A 14,414-nucleotide genomic window follows, 5' to 3' on the forward strand; every position below is an offset into this window, starting at 1 on the left:
AGGAGGCTTGCGCCCCCTTGGTCCCTTCGCTCAGTTGCGGATGAGGTGATCGAACGCGGCGAGCGCCGCCTTCGCACCGTCTCCCGCCGCGATCACGATCTGCTTGAACGGCACCGTCGTGCAGTCGCCGGCCGCAAAGACGTTCGGCACCGAGGTCTGCCCCTTCGCATCCACCACGATCTCACCGTGGCGCGACAGCTCGAGGGTGCCCTTGAGCCATTCGGTGTTCGGCACCAGGCCGATCTGCACGAACACGCCTTCGAGTTCCACGCGCTTTTCTTCGCCGCCGGCGCGGTCGCGGACCGTGAGGCCATCCACCTTGTCGGTTCCGGTGATCGCCGTCGTCTGCGCATTGACGATCACCTCCACGTTGGGCAGGCTGCGCAGCTTGCGCTGCAGCACTTCGTCGGCGCGCAGCTTCGTGTCGAACTCGATCAGCGTCACGTGCCTGACGATGCCCGCGAGGTCGATCGCCGCCTCGACGCCGGAGTTGCCGCCGCCGATGACCGCGACGCGCTTGCCCTTGTACAACGGACCGTCGCAGTGCGGGCAGTAGGCCACGCCCTTGTTCTTCAGCTCCTGCTCGCCGGGCACGTTGATGTTGCGCCAGCGCGCACCGGTCGTGAGGATGACGGTCTTCGCCTTGAGCGTGGCGCCGCTTTCCAGCTCCACTTCCACCAGCGCACCGGGCCGCAGCGCCTTCGCGCGCTGCAGGTTCATGATGTCAACGTCGTAGTGGCGCACGTGTTCCTCCAGCGCCAGCGCGAACTTCGGTCCTTCCGTTTCCTTCACCGAGATGAAGTTCTCGATGCCCAGCGTGTCCAGCACCTGGCCGCCGAAGCGCTCGGACGCGATGCCGGTGCGGATGCCCTTGCGCGCCGCATACACCGCCGCAGCCGCGCCCGCAGGACCGCCGCCCACGATCAGCACGTCGAAGGGCTCCTTGGCGGAGAGCTTCTTCGCTTCGCGCTCGCCGGCGGAGCTGTCCACCTTGGCGACGATTTCCTCCAGGCTCATGCGGCCGGAGCCGAAGAAGGTGCCGTTCAGGAACACCGTGGGCACGCCCATGATCCGGCGCTCCTCGATCTCCTGCTGGAACAGGCCGCCTTCGATCATCGTGGCACGGATGCGCGGGTTCTGCACCGCCATCAGGTTGAGGGCCTGCACGACGTCCGGGCAGTTGTGGCAGGTGAGCGATACGTAGACCTCGAAATCGAAGTCGCCGTCGAGCGCGCGGATCTGCTCCAGCAGCGCCTGCTCCACCTTGGGCGGATACCCGCCCACCTGCAGCAGCGCCAGCACGAGCGAAGTGAACTCGTGGCCCATGGGCAGCCCCGCGAAGCGCGGACCCGTGGTCTCGCCGGGCCGGTTGATCTGGAACGACGGCGTGCGTTGCGGGCCGCCGCGCGTTTCGGTGACGGTGATGCGCGCCGAGGCTTCCGCGATGTCCTCCAGCAGCGCCTGCATGTCGGCCGAAGCGGGAGTGTCGTCCAGCGAAGCGACGATCTCCACCGGCTGCGTCATGCGCTCCAGGTAGGCGGCGAGCTGGGCTTTCATGTTGGCGTCGAGCATGGGACTCCTTGTCTGATCTGGTTCGGAAACGGCAAGGCCCGGGCATGCCCGGGCCTTGGTGGGCTTGTGGCCGGCGCGCGCGGCGCCGGTGACGCAGCGGCAGTCGGCTTAGATCTTGCCGACGAGGTCCAGCGAAGGCTTCAGCGTCTGCGCGCCTTCTTCCCACTTCGCGGGGCAGACTTCGCCCGGGTGCGAGGCGACGTACTGGGCGGCCTTCAGCCGGCGCAGCGTTTCCTTGGCGTCGCGGCCGATGCCGTTGTCGTGCACTTCAATGGTCTTGATGCGACCGTCCGGATCGATGATGAACGTGCCGCGCAAGGCCAGGCCGGTGTCCTCGCCCTCGGTGATGAGCACCTGGAAGAAGCGGGCCAGCTGCTGGCTCGGGTCGCCCACCAGCGGGTACTGCACCTTCTTGATCGTGTCGGACGTGTCGTGCCAGGCCTTGTGCGTGAAGTGCGTGTCGGTGGACACGCCATAGACCTCGGCGCCCAGCTTCTGGAACTCGGCGTAGTTGTCGGCCAGGTCGCCCAGCTCGGTCGGGCAGACGAAGGTGAAGTCCGCGGGATAGAACACGACGACGGACCACTTGCCCTTGAAGTTCTGTTCCGTCACGGGGACGAACTTGCCGTTGTGGTAGGCCGTGGCGGTGAAGGCGGGAAGTTCGGAATTGATCAGGGACACTTGTTTTTCCTCTATGGCTAAGAACGCTTCGATTTGTCGCGCCTATGAATAGTAAGGGCGCGCGGCGGACTTTCCCATTGAAAGGCCCCATGGCACCTTTAGCTGTCGGCTATGGCCGCGTGCGGCGCCGGAAGGAGCGAAGACGAGGCAAGCCTGCTCCAGGGCCGCAGGCGCGTAGAGGCTGCGTCAATACTCCAGTCGCTCGGGCCGGATTTCCTGCAGGATGGTCGTCGCGATCTCCTCGATCGACTTGGTGGTCGTCGACAGCCAGCGGATGCCCTCGCGGCGCATCATCGCCTCGGCCTCGGCCACTTCGGTCCGGCAGTTCTCCAGCGATGCGTAGCGCGAGTTGGGGCGTCGCTCGTTGCGGATCTCGCTGAGCCGCTCCGGCTGGATCGTGAGCCCGAAGATCTTCTTGCGGAACGCGCCCAGCGCCGGCGGCAACTGGCGCCGGTCGAAGTCTTCCGGGATCAGCGGGTAGTTCGCGGCCTTCAGGCCGTGCTGCATGGCCAGGTAGAGCGAGGTCGGCGTCTTGCCGCTGCGGCTCACGCCCACGAGGATCACGTCGGCCTGCTCCAGGTCTGCGTTCGACTGGCCGTCGTCGTGCGCCAGGCTGAAGTTGATCGCCTCGATCCGGTCGTGGTATTCCTTGCTCTTGCTCACGTCGGAGAAGCGGCCCACCCGGTGGCTGGACTTCATGCCGAGCTCGATCTCCAGCGGACGCACGAAGGTGCCGAACATGTCGAGCACCATGGCCCGGCAGCCTTCCTCGATGACCTGCAGCACTTCCACGTTGACGAGCGTGGTGAACACCACAGGCCGCCGCCCCTCGGCCTCCGCCGTATGGTTCACCTGCCGCACCACCTGGTGCGCCTTGTCCACCGTGTCGATGAAGGGAAGGCGGACATGGCGGGGCTTGAACTCGAACTGCGCCAGGATGGCGTTGCCGAAAGTCTCGGCCGTGATGCCGGTGCCATCGGAGACGAAGAAGACGGTACGCGTGTGCATGGTGGGACCTACAATCCCGGCCATTATCCGAATTCTCGAGCCGATGCACCGCCGCAGCCCATTAGAACAAGCACAAAGCCCGACGGCGGGGCACCGGACCATGCGCCTGCGCGCAGAGCCGCTTTCAACTTCCGGAGCTTCCCCATGTCTGCACGTTTCAACGCGACCGCCCTGGTCGTTCCGTTTGAGAACCTGAGAATGACCGACGTCGAGGTGGTCGGCGGCAAGAACGCCAGCCTCGGCGAAATGATCTCGCAGCTGCCGCACGGCCTGCGGGTGCCCACCGGATTTGCGACGACGGCGCACGCCTTCCGCGAGTTCCTGAAGCATGGCGGGCTGGACGAACGCATTCGCCAGCGCCTAGCCACCCTCGACATCGACGACGTGCGCGCCCTGGCCGTGGCCGGGGCCGAGATCCGCGGCTGGATCGAGTCGCAGCCGTTCCCGCCCGCGCTGGAGCAGGAAATCCGTGCGGCGTTCGAGAAACTCTCGGCCGGCAGCCCCGATGCGACCTTTGCCGTACGCTCGTCCGCCACCGCGGAAGACCTGCCGGACGCGTCCTTCGCGGGCCAGCAGGAGACCTTCCTCAACGTGCACGGCATCACCGACGTGCTGCACAAGATGAAGGAGGTGTTCGCGTCGCTCTACAACGACCGCGCGATCAGCTACCGCGTGCACAAGGGCTTCGCGCACGAACACGTGGCGCTCTCCGCCGGCGTGCAGCGCATGGTCCGCTCCGACCTGGGCGCCTCCGGCGTGATGTTCACCATCGACACCGAATCCGGCTTCGCCGACGTCGTCTTCATCACCTCGAGCTTCGGCCTCGGCGAGACGGTGGTGCAGGGCGCCGTGAACCCGGACGAGTTCTACGTGCACAAGCCCATGCTCAAGGCGGGCAAGCGCGCGGTGATCCGCCGCAACCTGGGTTCCAAGCTGATCCAGATGGTGTTCACGACCGACGCCGAAAAGGCCAAGGGCGGCAAGCTGGTGAAGACCATCGACGTGCCGCTGGAGCAGCGCAATCGCTATTCGCTCAGCGACGAGGACGTGGAACAACTGGCCCGCTACGCGCTGGTGGTCGAGGAGCACTACGGCCGCCCGATGGACATCGAATGGGGCAAGGACGGCACCGACGGACAGCTCTACATCCTGCAGGCGCGGCCGGAGACGGTGAAGAGCCAGGCCGCCGGCAAGTCCGAGATGCGCTACAAATTGAAGAGCAAAGGAACGGTGCTCTCCGAAGGGCGCGCGATCGGCCAGAAGGTCGGAACCGGTCCCGTGCGGCTGGTGCACAGCACCTCCGAGATGGACCGCGTGCAGCCGGGCGACGTGCTGGTCACCGACATGACCGACCCGAACTGGGAGCCGGTGATGAAGCGGGCCAGCGCCATCGTCACCAACCGCGGCGGCCGCACCTGCCACGCGGCGATCATCGCGCGTGAGCTCGGCATCCCCGCCGTGGTGGGTTGCGGCAACGCGACCGAGGTGCTCAAGGACGGCACGCTGGTCACGGTGAGCTGCGCTGAGGGCGACACCGGCTTCATCTACGACGGCCTGCTGGAGACGGAAGTCACCGAAGTGCAGCGCGGCCAGATGCCGCCGATCAAGACCAAGATCGCGATGAACGTCGGCAACCCGCAACTCGCGTTCGACTTCGCCCAGCTGCCGAACGACGGCGTGGGCCTGGCCCGCCTCGAGTTCATCATCAACAACAACATCGGCGTGCACCCGAAGGCGATCCTCGACTACCCGAACGTCGATGCCGACCTCAAGAAGGCGGTCGAGTCCGTGGCGCGCGGCCATGCCTCGCCCCGCGCGTTCTACGTCGACAAGGTGGCCGAAGGCGTGGCGACCATTGCCGCGGCCTTCTGGCCCAAGCCGGTGATCGTGCGGCTGTCGGACTTCAAGTCGAACGAGTACCGCAAGCTGATCGGCGGCAGCCGCTACGAGCCGGAGGAAGAGAACCCGATGCTGGGCTTCCGCGGCGCGGCGCGCTACATCAGCGCCGAATTCAAGGAAGCGTTCGAGATGGAGTGCGAGGCGCTGGTGCGCGTGCGCGAGGAGATGGGCCTGACCAACGTGCAGGTCATGGTGCCCTTCGTCCGCACGCTCGGCCAGGCGGAGCGGGTCACCAAGCTGCTCGCCGAGCACGGCCTGAAGCGCGGCGAGAACGACCTCAAGGTCATCATGATGTGCGAGATCCCCAGCAACGCCATCCTCGCGGACCAGTTCCTGGAGTTCTTCGACGGGTTCTCGATCGGCTCCAACGACCTGACGCAGCTCACGCTGGGCCTGGACCGCGACTCGGGGCTGGAGCTGCTGGCGGTCGACTTCGACGAGCGCGACCCCGCGGTCAAGGCCATGCTCACGCTCTCGATCCAGGCGTGCGTGAAGCAGGGCAAGTACGTGGGCATCTGCGGGCAGGGCCCCAGCGACCACCCCGACTTCGCGAAATGGCTGGTGGACCAGGGCATCACCTCGATCTCGCTGAACCCGGACAGCGTGATCGCCACCTGGCAGAAGCTGGCCGAATAGCGGCCCGGCCGGCGCCCGTCCTCGGCGAAACACCGAGCCGCGCGGCTCGGCCGTGATGCGATGATGCCGGCATGGATGAACTGTCGTCCACGCCGCAGCCACGGAGCGTGCTGGCCCTCAAACTGGGCCTGCTCGCGCTCTGGGCCGTGGTGAGCTTCGGCTCGGTGTTCTTCGCGCGCAGCCTCGACTTCCCGGTGCTGGGCTGGCCGTTCGGGTACTGGCTGGCGGCGCAGGGCGCGCTGCTCGCCTTCGTCGCCATCCTGGCCGTGTATGCCTGGGCGATGCAGCGCCTGCAGCCCGGGGACGGCTTGGCCGACGGTGAAGCGCCCGAGGCACCGCGGTGAAGACGTACGAGCGGCGCCTGCGCCGCTTCCTGCTCTGGTTCCTGTCCGGGTTCCTGCTGTTCCTCGGGCTGCTCACCTGGGCCGAGCACGAGGGCCTCTCGCGCGTGTGGCTGGGGCCGATCTTCATCTTCGCGACCGTCATGATGTATGCGGTCATCGGCATCCGCAGCCGCACCACCGATCCCGAGGAGTACTACGTCGCGCGCCGGCGCATCCCGCCGATGTACAACGGGATGGCCGCCGCCGCCGACTGGATGAGTGCCGCGTCCTTCATCAGCCTGGCCGGCGGACTGTACCTGCAAGGCTATGGCGGGACGGAGGGGCAGGCCGGCGGCGTCGCGTACGTGCTGGGGTGGACCGGAGGCTTCTGCCTCGTGGCGCTGCTGATCGCGCCGCACCTGCGCAAGCTGCAGCTGTATACGGTGCCCGACTATTTTGCCGTGCGCTTCGGCGGCCGCTGGCCGCGCATCGTCGCGGCGCTCTCGGCGGTGCTGTGCTCGTTCGTCTACGTGGTCGCGCAGATCTACGGCATCGGCCTGATCGCGTCGCGCCTCACGGGCGTGCAGTTCGAGATCGGGATCATGCTGGGCCTGGGCGGCGTGCTCCTGTGCTCCTTCCTCGGCGGCATGAAGGCGATCACCTGGACCCAGGTCGCGCAGTACGTGGTCATGCTGCTCGCGTTCCTCATTCCGGTGTCGTGGCTCGCGTACAAGCAACTGGGACAGCCGGCGGCGCCGCTCGTGTACGGCAAGCAGTTGCAGCGGATCGCGGCGCTGGAAGACCAGATCGCGCGCGACCCGAAGGAGCAGGAAGTCGCGGCGATCTTCCTGAAGCGGGCGCGTGACTACCAAGCGCGCCTGCAGGACGTGGACGCGGCGCTGGCCAGGGACCGCGCCGCGGCGCTGGCACGCCTGCGGCGCCTACGGGAGGAGGGCGCCGACTCGGGCCAGGTGTTCGCCGCCAGCCGCGCGCTGGCCGCCCTGCCGCGCGACCCCGCCACCGCGCGCGAGCAGTGGACCCGCGCCATGCAGGAAAGCTACGAACGCGCCCGCCCGCTGGGCGGCGTCGCGCGCCACACGCGGCCCTTCGCGGGCGACCCCGATGGCACGCCGCAGCAGCGCGAGGCCTTCGAGCTCTCGCGGCGCAACGTGCTCGCGCTGATGTTCTGCCTCATGGTCGGGACGGCGGGCTTGCCGCACCTGCTCACGCGCTACTACACGACGCCGAGTGTCGCGGCGACGCGCTCCTCGGTCGCCTGGTCGCTGTTCTTCATCGTGCTGGTGTACGTGAGCGCGCCGGCGCTCGCCGCGCTGGTGAAGTACGAGGTGATGCAGCACCTGGTGGGCAGCAGCTTCGACGCGCTGCCGCCCTGGATCGCGCAGTGGGCGCGCGTGGACCCGTCGCTCATCTCGGTGGCCGATGTCAATGGCGACCGCATCCTGCAATGGGGCGAGATCCGCTTCGGGGCCGACATCATCATGCTGGCGACGCCGGAGCTGGGCGGCCTGCCTTACGTCATCTCCGCGCTCGTTGCCGCGGGCGGCCTCGCCGCGGCGCTGTCGACCGCGGACGGCCTGCTGCTCACCATCAGCAATGCACTCGTGCGCGACATCTTCTGCCACGACTTCAAGCCGGAGCTGCGCGCCGACCAGCGCGTGATCCTCTCGAAGTTCGCGCTGATGGCCGTGGCGCTGGTGGCAGCGGTCGTCGCCTCCACCAAGCCGGCGGAAATCCTGCCGCTGGTTTCCGCGTCGTTCTCGCTGGCGGCGGCGGCCTTCGTGCCTGCGATGCTCCTGGGCATCCTCTGGCGCGGCGCCAACCGCACTGGAGCGGCGGCGGGCATGCTGGCGGGCCTCGGCATCACGGTCTACTACATGCTGGCCAACGCGCCCGCCGTCCGCGCGTTCTGGGGCTGGCCGCCGGGGCAGCAGCTCTGGTTCGGCATCCAGCCGCTGTCGGCTGCAGTCTTCGGCGTGCCAGTGGGCTTCGCCGTGACCTGGGGCGCGAGCCTCCTCGGCCGCCGCACGCTGGCACGTACCTAGGGATTCTCCTAGGGAATCTCCGGGGGTGGGGCCGGTCGCGCGTCAGCGACGTGTCAGTGCGCGCTTCAACACTGCGGGCTCCATCCATCAGGAGACATCATGGCAACAGCCTCCGCAAACGCGGTCGGAAGCGTGCACGCCGACGTACCGATGACCCGCGAGGAGAAGAAGGTCATCTTCGCTTCTTCCCTCGGTACGGTCTTCGAGTGGTACGACTTCTACCTGTACGGCTCGCTCGCCGCCATCATCGGCGCACAGTTCTTCTCCGGCCTCGACCCCACGTCGGCGTACATCTTCGCGCTGCTCGCCTTCGCGGCCGGCTTCCTGGTGCGGCCCTTCGGCGCCCTGGTGTTCGGCCGGCTCGGCGACATGATCGGCCGCAAGTACACCTTCCTGGTCACCATCCTGATCATGGGCGCGTCGACCTTCATTGTCGGCCTGCTGCCCGGGTACAAGTCCATCGGCATCGCGGCCCCGGTGATCCTGATTGCGCTGCGCCTGTTGCAAGGCCTGGCGCTGGGCGGCGAATACGGCGGCGCGGCCACGTACGTGGCCGAGCACGCTCCGCACGGCAAGCGCGGCGCCTACACCTCGTGGATCCAGACCACGGCGACGCTGGGATTGTTCCTGTCGCTGCTGGTGATCCTGGGCGTGCGCGAAGGCATGGACCCCAAGGCCTGGGCAGAGTGGGGCTGGCGCATTCCCTTCCTGGTCTCGATCCTGCTGCTGGCCGTGTCCGTCTGGATCCGCCTGAGCCTGAACGAGTCTCCCGCCTTCCAGAAGATGAAGTCCGAGGGCAAGACCTCGAAGGCGCCGCTGACCGAGTCCTTCGGTGAATGGCGCAACCTGCGCATCGTGATCCTCGCGCTGCTGGGCCTGACCGCCGGCCAGGCCGTGGTCTGGTACACGGGCCAGTTCCAGGCGCTGTTCTTCCTCACCACCATGGCCAAGATGGACGTCACGACGGCCAACCTGTTCATCGCCGGCTCGCTCCTGATCGGCACGCCCTTCTTCGTCGTCTTCGGTGCGCTGTCGGACAAGATCGGGCGCAAGCCGATCATCATGGCCGGCTGCCTGATCGCCGCGCTCACCTACTTCACGGTGTTCCCGATGTTGCTGAAGGCCGCGAACCCGGGCCTGGCTGCCGCCCAGGCCGCCAACAAGGTGACGGTCACCGCCGACCCGGCGACCTGTTCGTTCCAGGGTAGCCCCATCGCCCGCGAGATCGACTTCCGCTCGTCCTGCGACGTGGCCAAGCGCGCGCTGGCCCAGTCGTACATCCCGTACGAGAACAAGGCCGCGCCCGCCGGCACGCCGGCGACGGTGACCCTGGGCGACAAGACCTTCACCGCGCCGACGCTGTCGTTGAATGCGGAAGGCCACGGGTTCGCGGCGGACTCCGCCAAGAGCCTCGCCGAGTTCAGGAAGCAGGTGGGGGACACGGCCAAGGCGGCCGGCCTCACGCAGGTGGCGGACAAGGACAAGATGAACAAGGGCATGGTCCTGGCCATCCTGGTCTTCCTGGTGATCCTGGTGACGATGGTCTACGGCCCGATCGCCGCCATGCTGGTCGAGCTGTTCCCGACCCGCATCCGCTACACGTCGATGAGCCTGCCGTACCACATCGGCAACGGCTGGTTCGGCGGCTTGCTGCCCACCACCTGGTTCGCCATGGTGGCGGCGACCGGCGACATCTACTACGGCCTGTGGTACCCGGTGGTGGTGGCGACGATGACGTTCGTCGTCGGCATGCTCTTCATCCGGGAAACCAAGGACGTGGATATCTACGCCGGCGACTAAGCTGTTGCCGAGCACGGAAGGCCCGCCCCGTGCGGGCCTTTTTGTTCCGGGCAAGCGACCGATGCGAGGTGCGCATGACACTGGCCAAGACGGACGCCGGGCTGCGGATGCTCAAGGACCGCAGCAGCGGCCTGTCGCCGCGGCAGCGCGCAGTGCTGATCCTGCTGGACGGGCAACGCTCGCTGGCGGAAGTGCTGGCCGCCACGTCGGCCGGCGGCGTGACGCTCGACGACGTCGAGCGCCTTGTGCAACTGGGGCTCGTCGCGGAGTTGCCGGCCGGCACGCCTTCGTTCAGCGACTCCGCCCCGGGCGGGCTGGATCGGGACCGCTACCTGCAGGCCTACGCCCTCGCGACGCAGCTGACCGCCGAACTCGGGGGCAAGTGGGGCAACCTCGATCTCGCCGTCGAGTCCGCGGAGAACCTGGAAGACCTCGAGGCGCTGGCGCCGCGGATCCGGGCGGCCGTGGGCCCGCTGAAGTTCGGTCCCCTCGCCGCCTTGCTGCGCATCCGCTGAGCCCTCGCCGCCTGCCGTCGGGCAGGGCTGCGCGAGGCGGGCTATAATCGCGGGCTTTCCCCTTGCTGCACCCTCGTCCTTCGGGACAGCGACCCACGCGGTCGCCGACGCCGGGGCAGCTTCCATCCACAAGGAGTCTCAATGCGTCACTATGAAATCGTCTTGCTGATCCACCCGGATCAGAGCGAGCAGGTTCCGGCCATGCTGGAACGCTACAAGGGCATGATCACGGCCGGCAACGGCAAGGTGCACCGGGTCGAAGACTGGGGCCGCCGCCAGCTGGCCTACCAGATCAACAAGCTCGCCAAGGCCCACTTCCTGTGCATCAACATCGAGGCCGACCAGGCCGTGATGAGCGAGCTGGAGCACGCGTTCCGCTTCAACGATGCCGTGCTGCGCCACCTGACCGTGGTGAAGAAGAAGGCCGAGACCGGCCCGTCCTCCATGATGAAGACCGTGGAGCGCGAAGAAGCCCGCAAGGCGGCCCAGGCGGAGTTCCAGTCCTGAGCGTCGGCATTCGCCGGGTGTGAACCAGACGATCCTGAGCGCGCGTATCGCCGAGGCCCAGGCCTTGCGCTACACGCCGGCCGGACTCCCGGCCCTCGACCTGCGGCTCGAACACGAGTCGGAAGCCCTGGAAGCAGGGAGCCCGCGGCAGGTGAGGGTGGAGATCAGGGCGGTGGCCTTCGGGACGGATGCGGAAACGCTCGCGCGCCAGGCGATCGGCAGCGGCTTGCGCTTCACCGGTTTCCTCGCAGCGCCCCGCCACGGCAAGCACCCGGTCCTGCACATCCAGTCATTTCAGCAAGATTCAAATTCGTAGAGGTCCCACATGGCCACGTTCAAGAAGTTCAACAAGGACAAGCGTCCGAAGCGCAACACCCAGTCGCTGCTGTTCAAGCGCAAGCGCTTCTGCCGCTTCACCGTCGCCGGCGTCGAAGAGATCGACTACAAGGACGTCGACACGCTGCGCGACTTCATCTCGGAAAACGGCAAGATCATCCCGGCGCGCCTGACCGGCACCCGCGCGATCTACCAGCGCCAGCTGAACACCGCGATCAAGCGCGCGCGCTTCCTGGCGATGATCCCGTACTCCGACCAGCACCGCATCTGAGGATCCCGCCATGCAAGTCATCCTGCTCGAGAAAGTCGTGAACCTGGGCAACCTGGGCGAGATCGTGAAGGTGAAGGACGGCTACGCCCGCAACTTCCTGATCCCGCAGGGCCATGCCCGCCGCGCCACCGAGGCGAACAAGGCCGAATTCGAAGCCCGCCGCGCCGACCTGGAGAAGCAGGCCGCCACCAAGCTCTCCGGCGCGCAAGCGCAAGGCGAGAAGCTGGCCGGCCAGACCGTCAAGGTCACGCAGAAGGCCGGCGTGGACGGCCGCCTGTTCGGCTCGGTCACCAACTTCGATATCGCAGAGGAACTCACCAAGATGGGGTTCCCGGTCGCGAAGGCGCAAGTGCGCATGCCCAACGGCCCCATCAAGACCGTCGGCGACAGCCAGGTCTCCGTGGCGCTGCACACGGACGTGGTGGTCGAGGTCAACGTCACCGTCCTGGGCGAAACCGCCTGAGCGTCCCCCGCTCGCATCGAAAGCCGCCTTCGGGCGGCTTTCTTTTTGGGAAGGCGGACTTCCGGAACGCAGAGGACGCAAAGAAGAACAGCCAAGTTACGCAAAGAAGACATTCATGCATGGAAGTCTTTTTGCGTCCTCTGCGAAACCTTTGCGTCCTCTGCGTTCCGGTTGCCCGCTCCCGCTCCCGCTCTCGCTCCCGCCCCCGCCCCCGCCCCCGCCTTTCCGTCCACAGTTTCCCGACGCTTGTCCACAGCATCTGCCCAGTGTTATCACTGGACATGCTTACAGCTACGGCAGGACAATCCCATCCTTGAGGAGCGAGTGAATCCATGTCCGCAGTGCTGACCGCCGTCGAAGACGATTTCCCGCGTGACCGGCAGGTGGCGCAGCTGCGCATCCCGCCGCATTCCATCGAGGCCGAGTCCAGCGTCCTGGGCGGCCTGTTGCTGGACAACGCGGCCTGGGACCGCGTCGGCGACCTGCTGGTGGACGGCGACTTCTACCGCTACGAGCACAAGCTCATCTATTCGGCCATCGGTGGCCTGATCAACACCTCGCGGCCGGCGGATGTGATCACGGTGTACGAGCAACTGCAGGCGCTCGGCAAGGCCGAGGAGATGGGCGGGCTGCCCTACCTCAACGGGCTGGCGCAGTACGTGCCCAGCGCCGCCAACATTCGCCGCTACGCGGAGATCGTGCGCGAGCGCGCCATCCTGCGCAAGCTCATCTCCGCCTCGGACGAGATCGCCACGGCCTCGTTCAACACGCAGGGCAAGGCCGTCGAGAAGATCCTCGACGAGGCGGAGCAGAAGATCTTCAACATCGGGGAGGAAGGCTCCCGGATGAAGCAGGGCTTCCAGTCGATGGACACCCTGGTCGTGCAACTGCTGGACCGCGTCCAGGAGATGGCCGACAACCCGAACGACATCACCGGCGTGCCGACCGGCTTCTACGACTTCGACCGCATGACGTCCGGCCTGCAGGCCGGAGACCTCATCATCCTGGCCGCGCGTCCCTCGATGGGCAAGACCTCGCTGGCCATCAACATCGCAGAGCACGTGGCGCTCAACGAAGGCCTTCCGGTCGCGGTGTTCTCCATGGAAATGGGCGCTTCCCAACTCGCCGTGCGTATCGTGGGCTCCATCGGCCGGATCGACCAGGGCCACCTGCGCACCGGCAAGCTCACCGACGACGAGTGGCCGCGCCTCACCGAGGCCATCGAGAAGCTGCGCAACATCTCCCTGCACATCGACGAGACCCCGGGCCTGACCGTGAGCGAACTGCGCGCCAACGCGCGCCGGCTGGCGCGGCAATGCGGCGGCAAGCTGGGGCTGATCGTGGTCGACTACCTGCAGCTCATGAGCACCTCCAGCAGCATGAGCGAGGAGAACCGCGCCACGGCGGTGGGCGAAATCTCGCGCGGCCTCAAGATGCTGGCCAAGGAGCTCGGCTGCCCGCTCATCGCCCTCTCGCAGCTCTCGCGCGGCGTCGAGGCGCGCACCGACAAGCGACCCATGATGTCCGACCTGCGCGAGTCCGGCGCGATCGAGCAGGACGCCGACGTGATCATGTTCATCTACCGCGACGACTACTACAACAAGGACTCGAAGGAGCCGGGGGTCTCGGAGGTGATCATCTCCAAGCAGCGAAACGGCCCCACCGGAACGGTCAAGCTCGCCTTCATCAAGCAGCTGACCAAGTTCGAGAACCTCGCCATGGGCAACTCGGACTTCTAGCGCACGGCTTGACGCTTCTTTCCTACGCCGCGCCCGCGGCGGCGGGACGATCCTCGGCGGACACAACACCGCCGGAGACGACCATGGAAGACCTCGACCTCATGCCCACCCTGGCCGAAGGCCAGATCGCGATGGCCACCGAGCCGGTGCCGGCCGTGATCGACGAGGATGCATCGCCGATCGAGAAGCTGAAGGCGGCGGACGAGGCGCGCGATGGCTTCCCCGGCGAGCACTGGATCGTCCTGGCCCTCGGCATCGCCTTGTGGCAGCTCACGCGCAAGGACCGGCGCTGGTACGTCCGCATGGCCGGCGGCTTCGGGGCGACCTCGCTGGTCGCGCGCGCCGCCAGCGGTCGCCAGGGCCTGTCCAAGGTCCTGCGCTATACGCCGCTGGGCAAGGGCATCAGCAACTGCCCGCCGTGCACGCAGGAGCGGCTGCAGCAGCAAGGCTCCGGGACGCACTGAGGGCGTTCATTTGCGGTGGCGCAAACAGCTCCCTCGTGGGAGTGTGGGGGCGTCGCGGCAGGTGGCGTGCGGTGCAGGCCCGCATCAAGGGTTTGCCCGAAGATCCGGCGCAGAAGAAAAAAGGGGCGCATCGCGCC

The 14,414-nt window shown here is 67.1% G+C and carries 14 protein-coding genes; 11 read left to right on the plus strand and 3 right to left on the minus strand.

The window, feature by feature from the left end; genetic code table 11:
• Positions 1-30: 30 nt before the first annotated feature.
• The 3 genes from ahpF to ppsR form a co-directional block, all read right to left on the minus strand.
• Positions 31-1,572 (minus strand): alkyl hydroperoxide reductase subunit F, encoded by a 1,542-nt coding sequence (ahpF, locus tag JJB11_RS15060; protein WP_201172862.1) that lies wholly within the window; start codon positions 1,570-1,572, stop codon positions 31-33.
• Positions 1,573-1,680: 108 nt separating this feature from the next.
• Positions 1,681-2,253 (minus strand): alkyl hydroperoxide reductase subunit C, encoded by a 573-nt coding sequence (gene ahpC / locus JJB11_RS15065; RefSeq protein ID WP_201172864.1) that lies wholly within the window; start codon positions 2,251-2,253, stop codon positions 1,681-1,683.
• 186 nt (positions 2,254-2,439) lie between these two features.
• Positions 2,440-3,261 carry a posphoenolpyruvate synthetase regulatory kinase/phosphorylase PpsR gene (ppsR, locus tag JJB11_RS15070; RefSeq protein ID WP_201172867.1) on the minus strand — a complete coding sequence of 274 codons (822 nt, stop codon included), beginning with the start codon at positions 3,259-3,261 and terminating at the stop codon, positions 2,440-2,442.
• Positions 3,262-3,405: 144 nt separating this feature from the next.
• Between ppsR and ppsA the strand changes: the two genes are divergently transcribed.
• The 11 genes from ppsA to JJB11_RS15125 all read left to right on the plus strand — a co-directional run bounded on the left by ppsA (position 3,406) and on the right by JJB11_RS15125 (position 14,277).
• Positions 3,406-5,796: a phosphoenolpyruvate synthase gene (ppsA, locus tag JJB11_RS15075; RefSeq protein WP_201172870.1), complete on the plus strand. Its 2,391-nt coding sequence runs from the start codon at positions 3,406-3,408 to the stop codon at positions 5,794-5,796.
• Positions 5,797-5,867: 71 nt separating this feature from the next.
• Positions 5,868-6,140, plus strand: a complete 273-nt coding sequence (locus tag JJB11_RS15080) for a DUF4212 domain-containing protein (protein ID WP_201172873.1) — start codon at positions 5,868-5,870, stop codon at positions 6,138-6,140.
• Positions 6,137-8,182 carry a VC_2705 family sodium/solute symporter gene (locus JJB11_RS15085; RefSeq protein ID WP_201172876.1) on the plus strand — a complete coding sequence of 682 codons (2,046 nt, stop codon included), beginning with the start codon at positions 6,137-6,139 and terminating at the stop codon, positions 8,180-8,182. The genes JJB11_RS15080 and JJB11_RS15085 overlap by 4 nt, the downstream gene beginning before the upstream one ends.
• A gap of 99 nt (positions 8,183-8,281) precedes the next feature.
• Positions 8,282-9,982 carry an MFS transporter gene (locus JJB11_RS15090; RefSeq protein ID WP_201172878.1) on the plus strand — a complete coding sequence of 567 codons (1,701 nt, stop codon included), beginning with the start codon at positions 8,282-8,284 and terminating at the stop codon, positions 9,980-9,982.
• Positions 9,983-10,056: 74 nt separating this feature from the next.
• On the plus strand, positions 10,057-10,497 hold the full coding sequence (locus tag JJB11_RS15095) for a hypothetical protein (protein WP_201172881.1): 441 nt from the start codon (positions 10,057-10,059) through the stop codon (positions 10,495-10,497).
• 141 nt (positions 10,498-10,638) lie between these two features.
• On the plus strand, positions 10,639-11,004 hold the full coding sequence (rpsF, locus tag JJB11_RS15100; protein ID WP_201172884.1) for a 30S ribosomal protein S6: 366 nt from the start codon (positions 10,639-10,641) through the stop codon (positions 11,002-11,004).
• A 19-nt stretch (positions 11,005-11,023) separates the two neighbouring features.
• A complete protein-coding gene (gene priB / locus JJB11_RS15105) occupies positions 11,024-11,320 on the plus strand; it encodes a primosomal replication protein N (RefSeq protein WP_201172885.1) in 297 nt (98 codons plus the stop codon).
• A gap of 9 nt (positions 11,321-11,329) precedes the next feature.
• Positions 11,330-11,611 (plus strand): 30S ribosomal protein S18, encoded by a 282-nt coding sequence (rpsR, locus tag JJB11_RS15110; RefSeq protein WP_193677739.1) that lies wholly within the window; start codon positions 11,330-11,332, stop codon positions 11,609-11,611.
• A 10-nt stretch (positions 11,612-11,621) separates the two neighbouring features.
• The gene (gene rplI / locus JJB11_RS15115) at positions 11,622-12,074 is read left to right on the plus strand and encodes a 50S ribosomal protein L9 (protein WP_201172887.1); all 453 of its coding nucleotides are present in this window, start codon (positions 11,622-11,624) and stop codon (positions 12,072-12,074) included.
• Positions 12,075-12,406: 332 nt separating this feature from the next.
• The gene (gene dnaB / locus JJB11_RS15120) at positions 12,407-13,813 is read left to right on the plus strand and encodes a replicative DNA helicase (RefSeq protein WP_201172888.1); all 1,407 of its coding nucleotides are present in this window, start codon (positions 12,407-12,409) and stop codon (positions 13,811-13,813) included.
• Between the two features lie 83 nt (positions 13,814-13,896).
• Complete coding sequence (locus JJB11_RS15125) at positions 13,897-14,277, plus strand: hypothetical protein (protein ID WP_201172889.1); 381 nt, start codon at positions 13,897-13,899, stop codon at positions 14,275-14,277.
• Positions 14,278-14,414: the final 137 nt, after the last annotated feature.

Origin of the sequence: Ramlibacter ginsenosidimutans, assembly GCF_016654015.1 — a bacterium.
In the GTDB taxonomy this organism is placed as follows: domain Bacteria; phylum Pseudomonadota; class Gammaproteobacteria; order Burkholderiales; family Burkholderiaceae_C; genus Ramlibacter; species Ramlibacter ginsenosidimutans.

Excerpts from the sequence above, each read along its gene's own strand:
- ahpF (WP_201172862.1), bottom strand. The coding sequence starts at position 1,572 with ATGCTCGACGCCAACATGAAAGCCCAGCTCGCCGCCTACCTGGAGCGC.
- ppsR (WP_201172867.1), bottom strand. The coding sequence starts at position 3,261 with ATGCACACGCGTACCGTCTTCTTCGTCTCCGATGGCACCGGCATCACG.
- ppsA (WP_201172870.1), top strand. The coding sequence starts at position 3,406 with ATGTCTGCACGTTTCAACGCGACCGCCCTGGTCGTTCCGTTTGAGAAC.
- JJB11_RS15080 (WP_201172873.1), top strand. The coding sequence starts at position 5,868 with ATGGATGAACTGTCGTCCACGCCGCAGCCACGGAGCGTGCTGGCCCTC.
- JJB11_RS15090 (WP_201172878.1), top strand. The coding sequence starts at position 8,282 with ATGGCAACAGCCTCCGCAAACGCGGTCGGAAGCGTGCACGCCGACGTA.
- JJB11_RS15095 (WP_201172881.1), top strand. The coding sequence starts at position 10,057 with ATGACACTGGCCAAGACGGACGCCGGGCTGCGGATGCTCAAGGACCGC.
- rpsF (WP_201172884.1), top strand. The coding sequence starts at position 10,639 with ATGCGTCACTATGAAATCGTCTTGCTGATCCACCCGGATCAGAGCGAG.
- rpsR (WP_193677739.1), top strand. The coding sequence starts at position 11,330 with ATGGCCACGTTCAAGAAGTTCAACAAGGACAAGCGTCCGAAGCGCAAC.
- rplI (WP_201172887.1), top strand. The coding sequence starts at position 11,622 with ATGCAAGTCATCCTGCTCGAGAAAGTCGTGAACCTGGGCAACCTGGGC.
- dnaB (WP_201172888.1), top strand. The coding sequence starts at position 12,407 with ATGTCCGCAGTGCTGACCGCCGTCGAAGACGATTTCCCGCGTGACCGG.
- JJB11_RS15125 (WP_201172889.1), top strand. The coding sequence starts at position 13,897 with ATGGAAGACCTCGACCTCATGCCCACCCTGGCCGAAGGCCAGATCGCG.